The organism is Zoogloea sp., assembly GCF_017302315.1.
Lineage (GTDB): Bacteria > Pseudomonadota > Gammaproteobacteria > Burkholderiales > Rhodocyclaceae > Zoogloea.
Window position 1 is genome coordinate 1 of sequence record NZ_JAFLDT010000052.1, and the last position, 11,789, is coordinate 11,789.

12 protein-coding genes are annotated in these 11,789 nt (G+C 66.4%); all 12 read left to right on the plus strand.

The window, feature by feature from the left end:
- A partial coding sequence (locus J0L98_RS14710; protein WP_296412521.1) for a YCF48-related protein occupies positions 1 to 858 on the plus strand: 858 nt, incomplete at its 5' end.
- Between the two features lie 31 nt (positions 859 to 889).
- On the plus strand, positions 890 to 2,320 hold the full coding sequence (locus J0L98_RS14715) for an aldehyde dehydrogenase family protein (protein ID WP_296412522.1): 1,431 nt from the start codon (positions 890 to 892) through the stop codon (positions 2,318 to 2,320).
- Positions 2,321 to 2,921: 601 nt separating this feature from the next.
- Positions 2,922 to 3,941: a TRAP transporter substrate-binding protein gene (locus tag J0L98_RS14720; RefSeq protein ID WP_296412523.1), complete on the plus strand. Its 1,020-nt coding sequence runs from the start codon at positions 2,922 to 2,924 to the stop codon at positions 3,939 to 3,941.
- A 30-nt stretch (positions 3,942 to 3,971) separates the two neighbouring features.
- Positions 3,972 to 4,514, plus strand: a complete 543-nt coding sequence (locus J0L98_RS14725) for a TRAP transporter small permease (protein WP_296412524.1) — start codon at positions 3,972 to 3,974, stop codon at positions 4,512 to 4,514.
- A complete protein-coding gene (locus J0L98_RS14730) occupies positions 4,511 to 5,839 on the plus strand; it encodes a TRAP transporter large permease (protein ID WP_296412525.1) in 1,329 nt (442 codons plus the stop codon). The genes J0L98_RS14725 and J0L98_RS14730 overlap by 4 nt, the downstream gene beginning before the upstream one ends.
- A 15-nt stretch (positions 5,840 to 5,854) precedes the next feature.
- Positions 5,855 to 6,502 carry a fumarylacetoacetate hydrolase family protein gene (locus J0L98_RS14735; RefSeq protein WP_296412526.1) on the plus strand — a complete coding sequence of 216 codons (648 nt, stop codon included), beginning with the start codon at positions 5,855 to 5,857 and terminating at the stop codon, positions 6,500 to 6,502.
- Positions 6,499 to 7,260: a fumarylacetoacetate hydrolase family protein gene (locus J0L98_RS14740; protein ID WP_296412527.1), complete on the plus strand. Its 762-nt coding sequence runs from the start codon at positions 6,499 to 6,501 to the stop codon at positions 7,258 to 7,260. The genes J0L98_RS14735 and J0L98_RS14740 overlap by 4 nt, the downstream gene beginning before the upstream one ends.
- A gap of 16 nt (positions 7,261 to 7,276) precedes the next feature.
- Complete coding sequence (gene hpaE / locus J0L98_RS14745; RefSeq protein ID WP_296412528.1) at positions 7,277 to 8,731, plus strand: 5-carboxymethyl-2-hydroxymuconate semialdehyde dehydrogenase; 1,455 nt, start codon at positions 7,277 to 7,279, stop codon at positions 8,729 to 8,731.
- A 114-nt stretch (positions 8,732 to 8,845) separates the two neighbouring features.
- Positions 8,846 to 9,694: a 3,4-dihydroxyphenylacetate 2,3-dioxygenase gene (gene hpaD / locus J0L98_RS14750; RefSeq protein ID WP_296412529.1), complete on the plus strand. Its 849-nt coding sequence runs from the start codon at positions 8,846 to 8,848 to the stop codon at positions 9,692 to 9,694.
- Positions 9,695 to 9,714: 20 nt separating this feature from the next.
- Entirely contained in the window at positions 9,715 to 10,104 is a 390-nt protein-coding gene (locus tag J0L98_RS14755) for a 5-carboxymethyl-2-hydroxymuconate Delta-isomerase (RefSeq protein WP_296412530.1), read from the plus strand.
- Positions 10,105 to 10,125: 21 nt separating this feature from the next.
- Positions 10,126 to 10,929: a 2-oxo-hept-4-ene-1,7-dioate hydratase gene (hpaH, locus tag J0L98_RS14760; RefSeq protein WP_296412531.1), complete on the plus strand. Its 804-nt coding sequence runs from the start codon at positions 10,126 to 10,128 to the stop codon at positions 10,927 to 10,929.
- A 16-nt stretch (positions 10,930 to 10,945) separates the two neighbouring features.
- Positions 10,946 to 11,743 carry an HpcH/HpaI aldolase/citrate lyase family protein gene (locus tag J0L98_RS14765; RefSeq protein ID WP_296412532.1) on the plus strand — a complete coding sequence of 266 codons (798 nt, stop codon included), beginning with the start codon at positions 10,946 to 10,948 and terminating at the stop codon, positions 11,741 to 11,743.
- The last annotated feature ends 46 nt before the right edge of the window (positions 11,744 to 11,789 follow it).

Here is an 11,789-nt window from a genome sequence, read left to right on the forward strand (position 1 = left end):
CAGGCGCCCATGCTGGGTGCCGCCCGGGCCGGCAAGCGCATCGTTGCCGTGGGGGACTACGGCACCATCCTGCTCTCGGATGACGACGGCCAGCACTTCCGTCAGGCGGGCAGCGTCCCCGTCTCGTCGACCCTGACTGCGGTCAGTTTTGCGGATGAGCGCCAGGGCTGGGCGGTCGGCCACTGGGGCGCCATCCTGCATACCGCCGACGGCGGCGAGACCTGGTCGGTGCAGCGCACCGACACGGCGGAAGATCGGCCGCTGTTTTCGGTGCACTTCTTCGACGCCCGGGAGGGCGTCGCCGTAGGCCTGTGGTCCCTGGTCCTGAAGACCCGGGATGGGGGCAAGACCTGGACCTCCGTCGAGCTGCCTGCGCCCCCCGAGGGCGGCAAGGCTGACCGCAATCTCTTCAAGCTCTTTGCCTCCGCCCGGGGCAGCCTGTTTGTGGCCGCCGAGCGGGGGATGGTCCTGCGCAGCGACGACCACGGAGACACCTGGCGTTACCTCAACACCGGCTACAAAGGCTCCTTCTGGTCGGGAACGGCGCTCGCCAACGGCAGTCTGCTGGTGGCGGGGCTGCGCGGGACCCTGTACCGCAGCACCGACGATGGCCGCAACTGGGGCCCGGTGGCCACCGGGAGCAAGAGCTCCCTGACCGAGCTGATCGCCGTGGACGAACGGGTGATCGGTGTCGGGCTGGATGGTGTCCAGATCGAGAGCGCCGACAGCGGCGCCAGCTTTAGCTGGACCCAGCGCGACGACCGCCTGTCGATGACGGCGGCTGTGGCTGCCGGGGCCGATGGGCTGGTGCGCTTCTCGAAGCGCGGTGTTGTCCAACCTGGCCCGACCCATAACTGATCGCGCTTCAAACCAGACCAGAGGAGCAGAGATGGAGACCTACATGATGAGCATCGGCGGTCAGCCGGTGCAGGCCGAGCGCACTTTCGGTGTCGTCAATCCGGCGACCGGTGAGGTGTTTGCCCGGGTGCCGGCGGGCGACACGGCGCACTTGGACAGCGCAGTGGCCGCTGCGCGGGCGGCCTTTCCAGCCTGGAGCCGGACACCCGATGCCGACCGCCAGGCCGCCGTGCATGCCCTGGCGGGCGTGCTCGAGCGCCACATGCCCGAGCTGATGGATCTGGTAACCCGGGAGACCGGCAAGCCCTTGGGGGGCCTCAACGGCGTCGGCGCCGGCATGGAAGTGGGCGGGGCGATCGCCTGGACCCATGTGACCGCCGACCTGTCGCTGCCTGTCGAGGTCATCCAGGACAACGAGCAGGCACGCGTCGAGGTGCATCGCAAGCCCTTGGGCGTGGTGGGCTCCATCACCCCCTGGAACTGGCCGCTGATGATCGCCATCTGGCACGTCATGCCGGCCCTGCGGGCGGGCAACACGGTGGTGCTCAAGCCCTCCGAGCTGACCCCGGTGGCCACCCTGCGCTTTGTCGAGCTGGCCAGCGGTGTGCTGCCGCCGGGTGTGCTCAACGTGATCTCGGCCGAGCGCGATGCCGGTGTCGGTGAGGCCATGGCCACCCACCCCGGCATCGACAAAATCGTATTCACCGGCTCAACGCCCACCGGCCGCCGCATCATGGCCGCCGCCGCCGGCAATCTCAAGCGCCTGACCCTGGAGCTCGGCGGCAACGACGCCGGCATCGTGCTCCCTGATGCCAACCCCGAGGCCTTGGCGGCCCGGCTGTTTGGCGTGGGCTTTCACAACAATGGCCAGACCTGCGCCTGCCTCAAGCGCCTTTATGTGCATGACAGCCTCTACGAGCCCCTGTGCCAGGCCCTGGCCCGCCTGGCCCGGGACGCGGTGGTGGGCGACGGCCTGCAGGCCGATACCCAGCTCGGCCCGGTGCAGAACGCCCGTCAGCGCGATTACGTGCATGCCCTGGTGGAGGACGCCCGGGCCCAGGGCGCCCGCGTGCTATCGGGCGGCCAGCTACCGGAAGGCGCCGGCTATTTCTATCCGCCCACCGTGCTGGCCGACGTGCGTGACGGCATGCGCGTGGTGGACGAGGAGCAGTTTGGCCCGGTCCTGCCGGTGATCCGCTACAGCGACATCGACGAGGTGATTGCCAGGGCCAACGACAACCCCAACGGCCTCGGCGGTTCCCTGTGGTCCTCCGATCCGGCCCGGGCGGCCGCGCTGGCGCCGCGCCTGGAGTGTGGGTCGGTGTGGATCAACGAGCACGGCGCCATTCAGCCCGATGCACCCTTTGGCGGGGTCAAGCAGTCGGGTATCGGGGTGGAGTTCGGGCGTTACGGACTGGAGGAGTACACCACCATCCAGACCGTGAAGATCATGAAATCCTGAGCCACCGGCGCAGGTCCTTACGTCTCCTTTCGCTTCTCCTCAGCGAACTTGCCGGCCGCCCTGCGGCGGCCGGGCTTTTTATTCCCTCTTTATTCGACCCTTTACGGGTTGAGCCGTTATTGGCCGGCTTTCCGGTGTTTGGCGTGACGTTGGCCGGGTCTCGCCCCGGCGGGCGGCCTTCTTTCTTGTTGTACGACAAGAAAGAAGGCAAAGAAACGTACCCCGCTGTCGCTCCCCCTTCGGGGGTTCCCTCTTTCCGGGTCCGTCAGGCGGGGTCTGCGCAAACTCGCCCTTCGGGCTCAAACATACGCAGCCCTTTTTCCGCCTGCCGAACCCTCCAGTCGGCGCGCCTGAGGGGACTGGAAATGCAGGTGATCAACGGTCAGTCGCCCAGCCCTGTATCAGTAATGGCTCGGTGTACGTGAAAGCCCGTCTGAATTAACGCGAACAGCACCAATGAATTCGACCTCACGGGATGCGGCGGTGCGACAGCAGGTTTTTTTTGACGAGTCTGTTGACTCACTAATATCGTAGTGATGTAATTACTAACATATTAGAGAGCGTGGGCGCACACCCAGGTCAACCAAAGAGGAGATGTCGAATGAAGACCCGTTACTTTGCCGTTCTTGGCGCACTGAGTTTTTCCCTGTCGGTCGCAGCCCAGGAAGTCACCCTGAAGATCGCCCACTTCCTGCCCTCGGCCGCGCCGACCCAGCAGAAGGTGCTGCAGCCCTGGTGTGACGAGATGAAGCAGGCTTCGGGCGGCCGTATCGCCTGCCAGTTCTACCCGGCCATGCAGCTCGGCGGCACGCCGGCCCAGTTGGTGGATCAGGTCAAGAACGGTGTGGCCGACGTGGTGTGGACCGGCCCGGGCTACTCGGCCGGGCGTTTCCCCGCCATCGAGGCCTTCGAGCTGCCTTTCATGGTTGCCGACGCCACCAGCTCCAGCAAGGCTCTGTGGAAGTTCTACCAGCAGCACGCCCAGGCCGAGTTCGCCGCCTACAAGGTGCTGGCCTTCCACACCGACGGTGGCCAGGCGGTGCATACCGCGTCCAAGCCCGTCGCCGGCCTAACCGGCTTCAGCGGTCTGAAGCTGCGCACCTCCACCCGCGTGGGCGCCAGGACCCTCGCCGCTCTGGGGGGCGCACCGGTGGCCATGCCGCCCGCCCAGGTTACCGAAGCCATCTCCAAGGGGGTGGTGGATGGCTCCCTCGGCGCCTGGGAGCTGGTCTATCCCACCAAGCTGTCCGAGGTCACCAAGTTCCATGCCCAGCCCGCCGTCGGCGTGGCGCACCCCACCGCCACCGTGCTGACAGTGCTGATGAACAAGCAGAAGTACGAATCCCTGCCCGCCGACCTGAAGGCCATCGTCGACCGGACGACGGGTGAAGCCATGGTCGGCCGTTTTGGCGCCATGTTCGATGAAGTGGCTGCGGATACCCGCAAGCGCATTGCTGCCCAGGGCAACAAGATCTCGACTTTCAGCGCGGTTGAAGTGGCGGCCATGAAGCGCGCCACCGCCAGCGTCGAGGAGGAATGGGCCAAGCAGGTGGGTGACAAGGGCCTGGATGGCCGGAAGCTGATCTCCGCCGCTCGGGAACTCACCGGCACCAACAAGTAAGCGTCCACCCACAGGCAGGAGAACGGAATCATGCAAGATCCGATGGGGATGCCCCATGAACTGGTGGAGCACGACAGGGTCGAGCACTACCTGATCATCGCGGGGAAGGCGATGGCGATTTCCGGAGGTGTGCTGTTCATCGCCCTGATCGTCATGTCGCTGGTGTCGATCATCGGCCGCAAGCTGGGCTTCGGTTCGGTGAACGGCGACATCGAGCTGATGCAGGCGGGCACGGCAGTCGCAGCGACGGCCTTCCTGCCCTACTGCACGCTGCTGGGCGAGCACATCAAGGTGGATTTCTTCACCGAGAAAATGCGCGACTCGCTCAAGCGCCCCATCGACGGCGTGGCCGAGGTGCTGTTCGCCGTGGTGTCCTGCCTGCTGGCCTGGCGCACCATCCTGTCGGCCATCGCCACCCATGAATCCCAGGAGGTGACGACCCTCGTGTCGCTGCCCCTGTGGATTCCCACCGCCCTGCTGGTGCCGGGGCTGATGCTGATGGCGGTGTGCGCGGCCTATCGGGCCTATGCCCACTTCCATCCGACCAAGAAGATTCCTGGAGCCCGTTCATGAGTGGTACTGCAATCGGCCTCATCGGCTTCGGCTGCCTGCTCGCCATGCTGGCGATCCGGGTTCACATCACCATGGCCATGTTCATCACCGGGGCCGGCATCTATCTGGTGATGAACCACGGGGAGTCCTCCGGGTTGCTCTACACCCTCAACAACCTGGTCTATGCCCGGGTCTCCAACTACGATCTGGCGGTGATCCCGCTGTTCATCCTGATGGGCCAGTTCGCCACCCATGGCGGCCTGTCCAAGGCCTTGTTCAAGGCGGCCGGCACCCTCATCGGCCACTGGCGTGGGGGCCTGGCGATGGCTTCCACGGCGGCCTGTGCGGCCTTCGGGGCGATCTGTGGTTCGTCCCTGGCTACCGCCGCCACCATGGGCCAGGTGGCCCTGCCCGAACTCAAGGCCGCCGGCTACTCGGGCCGCCTGTCCACCGCCACCCTGGCGGCATCCGGCACCCTCGGCATCATGATCCCGCCCTCGGTGCCCCTGGTGATCTACGCTGTGCTCACCCAGGAATCCATCGGCAAGCTCTTCGTCGCAGCCGTGGTGCCGGGCTTGCTGGCTGCTCTGGGCTACGTCCTGGTCATCGCCCTGGTGGTCCGCCGCGATCCGAGTGCCGGTCCGGCTGGCGTGCGGGTGCCCTTTGCCGAGATGATCAAGGCGCAGGTCAACATCATCCCGGTGCTGTGCGTGTTCCTGGTGGTGATCGTCGGCATCTACGGTGGCTGGGCCAACCCCACCGAGGCGGCGTCCATCGGCGCGGCGGCTTGCGGCATCATCGCCGCGGTGTCGGGCGGCATGCGCAGCAAGGACTTCCTGCAGAGCGTGTATGGCACGGCCCACGCCACCGGCATGATCTTCATGGTGCTGATCGGCGCCGACCTGCTCAACTCCAGCCTGGCCCTGTCGCAGATGCCCACCGAGCTGGCCACCTGGGTCCAGGGCAGTGGTCTGCCGCCCCTGGTGGTGCTGGGCGCCATCCTGCTCATCTACATCCTGCTTGGCTGTGTCATGGACTCCCTGGCCATGATCCTGCTGACCATCCCCATCTTCTACCCGATGATCATGGGCCTGGAGTTCTTCGGCATGGCGCCGGAGGACAAGTCGGTGTGGTTCGGCATCCTGGCGCTGATGGTGGTGGAGATCGGCCTGGTCCATCCGCCTGTGGGCATGAACCTCTACGTCATCAACAAGATTGCCCGCGATGTGCCCATGAGCGAGACCGCCTGGGGCGTGATGCCCTTCCTCGCCTCGGACTTCATCCGCATCGTGGCCCTGGTTTTCTTCCCCGTCCTGTGTCTCGGCCTGGTTCATTACCTCGGCTGAGCGGAGTCAGAAACTATGATCGAACAGCAAGTTAGCGGCACGGTTTACGGTGTCGTCCTCAATGACCGGGCGTCCCTCGCACGCATCGGCAGCGACGCCCTGGAGGCCGCACCCTACAAGGGCGCACCCCGGGCGCCAGCCCTCTACATCAAGCCGGCCGGCACCCGCGTGCCCGGCGGCAGTGTGGTGAGCCTGCCGGCGGGAGCCACGGCCGTCGAGGTGGGCGCCACCGTCGGGCTGGTGATGGGTCGGGCCGCCGCCCGCCTGAGTGCGGACACGGCGCTGGAGGCGGTCGCGGGGGTGGTGCTGGCTGCCGATCTGAGCCTGCCCCACGCCAGCTACTACCGCCCCGCCATCCGTGAAAAGTGCTTCGACGGCGCCCTGCCCCTGGGGCCGGTGCAGCCCCTGACTGATCTGGCCAGCCTCAGCCTCACCACGCGCATCGATGGCGAGGTGGTGGAGACGCGCTCACTGGCCGATCTGCTGCGTGATCCGGCCCGCCTGCTGGCCGACGTCACCGGGTTCATGACCCTCGCCGAGGGCGACGTGCTGCTGGTGGGGGTGAGCTATCTGGCACCCCAGGCCGTGGCCGGCAGCCGCGTCAGCGTCCACGCCGAGGCCCTCGGCACCCTCGACTTCTCCATTGCAGGAGCACAAGCATGAAGCGCGGTCGCATTGCCTTCAACGGCGCCGTTCATCAGGTCACCGAAGACAGGGGGCAGGTCCGCCTGGCCGACGGCCGCGTTGTGGCCGAAGGGGCCTTCCAGTGGCTGCCGCCCGTCGAGGTGGGCACCGTGTTTGCCCTCGGCCTCAACTACGCCGACCACGCCAAGGAGCTGGCCTTCAAGGCCCCCGAAACGCCCCTGGTCTTCCTCAAAGGGCCCAACACCATCACCGGACACCAGGCCCACACCCGCCGCCCGTTTGATGCCACCTACATGCACTACGAGTGCGAGCTGGCGGTGGTGATCGGCAAGACCGGCAGGAACGTGGCCAAGGCCGACGCCATGGACATCGTCGCCGGCTACACCGTGGCCAACGACTACGCTATCCGCGACTACCTGGAAAACTACTACCGCCCCAACCTGCGGGTGAAGAACCGCGACGCATGCACCCCCCTGGGCCCCTGGCTGGTGGATCGCGACGATGTTGCCAACCCCATGCGGCTGGCCCTCACCACCCGGGTCAATGGCATCACCACCCAGCAGGGCACCACCGCCGACATGATCTTCGACATCCCGACCCTGATCGAATACCTGTCGTCCTTCATGACCCTAAACCCCGGCGACGTGATCCTCACCGGCACGCCCGAAGGCCTGGCCGACGTGAAAGCCGGCGACGTGGTTGAAACCGAAGTCGAGAACATCTGCTGTCTGGTCAACACCATCGTCGACGACCAGACCTGGTTCGCCAACGCGTAAGGAAAGCGAGAACAGCATGATCAAGCACATCATCAACGGCCAGCAGGTCGAGAGCCGCGAAACCTTCCAGACCATCAACCCGGCTACAGGCGAAGTGATCGCCGAGGTGGCAAGCGGTGGTCAGGCCGAAATCAACGCCGCTGTGGCCGCTGCCAAGGCCGCCTTTCCGGGCTGGGCCGCCACGCCGGTCAAGGAGCGCGCCCGCCTGGTGCGCAAGCTCGGCGACCTGATCGCCGCCAACGTGGCCGAGATCGCCGACCTCGAAACCGCCGACTGTGGGCAGGTCACCAACCAGACCAAGCGCGTGCTGATCCCCCGCGCATCGGACAACTTCTACTACTTCGCCGAGCTGATCCAGCACATGCACGGCGAAACCTATGACTCCGACACCGGCCACCTCAACTACACCCTGTGGCAGCCCGTGGGCGTCTGCGCGTTGATCTCCCCGTGGAACGTCCCCTTCATGACGGCCACCTGGAAGACCGCGCCCTGCCTGGCCTTTGGCAACACGGCGGTGATGAAGATGTCCGAGCTGTCGCCCCTCACCGCCCACCGCCTCGGCGAGCTGGCCCTCGAGGCCGGCATCCCGCCGGGCGTCTTCAACGTGGTGCAGGGCTTCGGCGACACCGCCGGCGAGCCGCTGGTGTCGCACCCGGACGTGCGCTCCATCTCCTTCACCGGCTCCACCGCCACCGGCAACCGCATCGTCAAGGCCGCCGGCCTCAAGAAGTTCTCGATGGAGCTGGGCGGCAAGTCGCCCTTCATCATCTTCGATGACGCCGACTACGAGCGCGCCCTCGACGCCGCCATCTTCATGATCTTCTCGAACAACGGCGAGCGCTGCACCGCCGGCTCGCGGATCATCGTGCAGGCCGGCATCTACGACAAGTTCGTCGCCGACTTCGCCGCCCGCGCCGCCCGCCTTACCGTGGGCGATCCGATGGACCCGAACACCGTGATCGGCCCGATGATCTCTAAGGGCCACCAGGACAAGGTCAATTACTACATCGAGCTGGGCAAGCAGGAGGGCGCCGAGGTGGTCTTCGGTGGCGGCACCCCGGTGGTCGACGAGCGCTTCAAGAACGGCTTCTGGGTGCAGCCCACGGTCTTTGCCAACGTGGACAACAAGATGCGCATCGCCCAGGAAGAGATCTTCGGCCCGGTGCCCTGCATCATCCGCTTCAAGACCGAGGAGGAGGCCGTGGTCATCGCCAACGACACCATCTACGGCCTGTCGTCCTACCTGTGGACCAACAACGCCGGTCGCGCCATCCGCCTGGCCAAGGCCATCGAGTCGGGCATGACCTTCGTCAATAGCCAGAACGTGCGCGACCTGCGCCAGCCCTTCGGCGGCAGCAAGGCATCGGGCACCGGCCGGGAAGGCAACCACTACAGCTATGAGGTGTTCTGCGAAGCCAAGAACATCGCGGTTTCATACGGCGAACACCACATCCCGCGCTGGGGCATCTGACCGAAATCCAGGGGGCCAGGGCAGGCAGATGAGAACCCGCCCGGCACCCGTCTCCGGCAGAGAGCCGTCCCTTAGCGGACCCACCCACACCACCGGAATTTGAAGGAGAACACCATGGGCACACTCGCCCTCGCCGCCAAGATCACCCACGTGCCGTCCATGTACCTGTCGGAGATGGAAGGCGAACACAAGGGCTGCCGCCAGGCCGCCATTGATGGTCACATCGAGATCGGCCGCCGCTGCCGCGAGCTGGGCGTGGACACCATCGTGGTGTTCGACACCCACTGGCTGGTCAACTCGGGCTACCACGTCAATTGCGCACCGAAGTTCGAAGGTGTGTACACCAGCAACGAGCTGCCCCACTTCATCAAGAACCTGCCGTTCGCCTACGACGGCAACCCGGCCCTCGGCCACCTGCTGGCCGATGCTGCCACCGCCGCCGGCGTGCGCACCCGCGCCCACTCCGACACCAGCCTGGCGCCCGAGTACGGCACCCTGGTGCCGATGCGCTACATGAATGCCGACCGTCACTTCAAGGTGGTGTCCGTGTCGGCCCTGTGCACCGTGCATAACCTCGAAGACTCGGTGAAGCTCGGCGGCGCCATGGCCAAGGCCGTCAAGGAACAGTACGACGGCAAGGTGGCCTTCCTGGCGTCCGGCTCCCTGTCCCACCGCTTTGCCCAAAACGGCGTGTCCGAACAGTTCCTGCACAAGATGTGGAGCCCCTTCCTCGAGACCGTCGATCACACCGTGGTCGAGATGTGGAAGAACGGCGACTGGAAGACCTTCTGCGCCATGCTCCCCGAATACGCCGACAAGTGCCACGGCGAAGGCAACATGCACGACACCGCCATGCTGCTGGGCGCCCTCGGCTGGGACGCCTACCAGGGTCAGGTAGAGGTCGTGACCCCCTTCTTCCCCAGCTCCGGCACCGGCCAGATCAACGCGATCTTCCCGGTCTGAGCCCATCCAGGAGCCGCGTGATGCCGCACCTCATCTACGAATACACCGACAACCTGAAGGCGGAGGGCGACATCCCCGGCCTGCTCAGAAAGACCAACCAGGTCGTCCTGGACCAGGGCGGCGTGTTCCCGAAAGGCGGCATCCGCTCCCGGGCCATCTGCCTTGCCGATTACTGCGTGGCAGATGGCTCCGCCGACGACGCCTTCGTGCACCTCACCTTCAAGATGGGCGCGGGGCGCACGGCGGAAGAGAAGCAGAAAGTGGGTGACGAGCTGTTCGCCATGCTCAAGGCTCACTTTGCCGACATCTCTGCCCGCCGCGGCCTGGCCCTCTCGATGGAGATTGTCGAGTTCTCGGAAGCCGGGACCTGGAAACACAACAACATCCACGCCCGCTTCAAGAAAAGCTGAGCGTCACAAGGAGAACCCGACATGTTGAGCACCGACATCCATCTCGACCTGGCGCGCCAGCTGCACGCCGCCGAAAAGGCCCGCGAGCAGATCCTCGCCCCGTCCCTGCAGCACCCGGACATCACCATCGAAGACGCCTACGCCGTCCAGAAGACCTGGGTGGGCCTCAAGCTGGCCGAAGGCCGGGTCATCAAGGGCCACAAGATCGGCCTCACCTCCCGCGCCATGCAGCAGTCGTCCCAGATCGACGAGCCCGACTACGGCACCCTGCTGGACGACATGTTCTTTCATGATGGCGCCGACATCCCCGCCGGGCGCTTCATCGCCCCCATGGTAGAGGTGGAGCTGGCGTTCGTGCTGGGCAAGCGCCTGGAAGGCACCGAGCTGACCCTGCTGGACGTGATCACCGCCACCGACTATGTGATCCCGGCCATCGAGATCATCGATGCCCGCTGCCACCGGGTGGACCCCACCACCAAGCGCCCGCGCAAGGTCTTCGACACCATCTCCGACAACGCCGCCAATGCCGGCATCGTGATGGGCGGGCGGCCCATCAAGCCCATGGACGTGGACCTGCGCTGGGTGTCGGCGCTGCTCTACCGCAACGGCGTGATCGAGGAGACCGGCGTGGCCGCCGGCGTGCTCAACCACCCGGCCAACGGCATCGCCTGGCTGGCCCGCAAGTTTGCCCCCCACGGGGTGGCCCTGGAGGCGGGGCAGGTGATCCTGGCCGGCTCCTTCACCCGGCCCGTACCGGCGCGCCCCGGCGACACCTTCCACGTGGACTACGGCACCCTGGGTGCCATCACCTGCCGCTTCGGCTGAGCCCCGGAGACCCGCCATGCAGATGCCCCAGAACACCTTCAAGCGCGCCCTCCAGGCCGGCGAGACCCAGATCGGCGTCTTCCTGGGCCTGTGCGACCCCTACAGCGCCGAGCTGATGGCCGGTACCGGCTTCGACTGGCTGCTGATCGATGGCGAACACGCCCCCAACACACCGGAGAGTGTGATGCGCCAGCTCCAGGCCATCGCCAGCTACCCGGTGCGCACCGTGGTCCGCACCGTCGACCACGACGCCGCCCGCATCAAGCAGTACCTGGACGTGGGCGTGCAGACCCTGCTGGTGCCTATGGTCGAATCCGCCGACGAGGCCCGCGCCCTGGTGCGTGCCATGCGCTACCCGCCCAACGGCATCCGTGGCGTGGGCACGGCCCTGGCCCGGGCCGCCCGCTGGAATGGGGTGGAAGGCTACTTTACTCAAGCCGACGCCGAGATGTGCCTGATCGTGCAGGTGGAGTCCCGCGCCGGGCTGGCGGCCCTGGATGACATCCTGGCGGTGGAGGGCATCGACGCCGTCTTCATCGGCCCCGCCGACCTGGCCGCATCCCTCGGCCACCTGGGCAACCCGGGCCACGAAGAGGTCAAGGCGGTGATCGCCGACGCCCTGGCGCGCATCCGCCAGTCCGGCAAGGGGGCCGGCGTGTTCTCGGCCGATCCGTCCGCCGCCGGCCGCTACCTGGAAAGCGGTGCGTCCTTCATCGCCGTGGGCGTGGACACCCTGCTGCTGCGCAACGCCGCCGTGGCCCTGGCCGCCCGCTTCAAGGACGCGGACGCCGGCAAGGCAGGCGCCGCCTACTGAACTCTGCTGGGGCGGGGATGTCTTCGCCCCGTGCCAAACAAAGGAA

Excerpts from the sequence above, each read along its gene's own strand:
- J0L98_RS14720 (WP_296412523.1), top strand. The coding sequence starts at position 2,922 with ATGAAGACCCGTTACTTTGCCGTTCTTGGCGCACTGAGTTTTTCCCTG.
- J0L98_RS14765 (WP_296412532.1), top strand. The coding sequence starts at position 10,946 with ATGCAGATGCCCCAGAACACCTTCAAGCGCGCCCTCCAGGCCGGCGAG.
- J0L98_RS14725 (WP_296412524.1), top strand. The coding sequence starts at position 3,972 with ATGCAAGATCCGATGGGGATGCCCCATGAACTGGTGGAGCACGACAGG.
- hpaD (WP_296412529.1), top strand. The coding sequence starts at position 8,846 with ATGGGCACACTCGCCCTCGCCGCCAAGATCACCCACGTGCCGTCCATG.
- hpaH (WP_296412531.1), top strand. The coding sequence starts at position 10,126 with ATGTTGAGCACCGACATCCATCTCGACCTGGCGCGCCAGCTGCACGCC.
- J0L98_RS14755 (WP_296412530.1), top strand. The coding sequence starts at position 9,715 with ATGCCGCACCTCATCTACGAATACACCGACAACCTGAAGGCGGAGGGC.
- J0L98_RS14730 (WP_296412525.1), top strand. The coding sequence starts at position 4,511 with ATGAGTGGTACTGCAATCGGCCTCATCGGCTTCGGCTGCCTGCTCGCC.
- hpaE (WP_296412528.1), top strand. The coding sequence starts at position 7,277 with ATGATCAAGCACATCATCAACGGCCAGCAGGTCGAGAGCCGCGAAACC.
- J0L98_RS14735 (WP_296412526.1), top strand. The coding sequence starts at position 5,855 with ATGATCGAACAGCAAGTTAGCGGCACGGTTTACGGTGTCGTCCTCAAT.
- J0L98_RS14715 (WP_296412522.1), top strand. The coding sequence starts at position 890 with ATGGAGACCTACATGATGAGCATCGGCGGTCAGCCGGTGCAGGCCGAG.
- J0L98_RS14740 (WP_296412527.1), top strand. The coding sequence starts at position 6,499 with ATGAAGCGCGGTCGCATTGCCTTCAACGGCGCCGTTCATCAGGTCACC.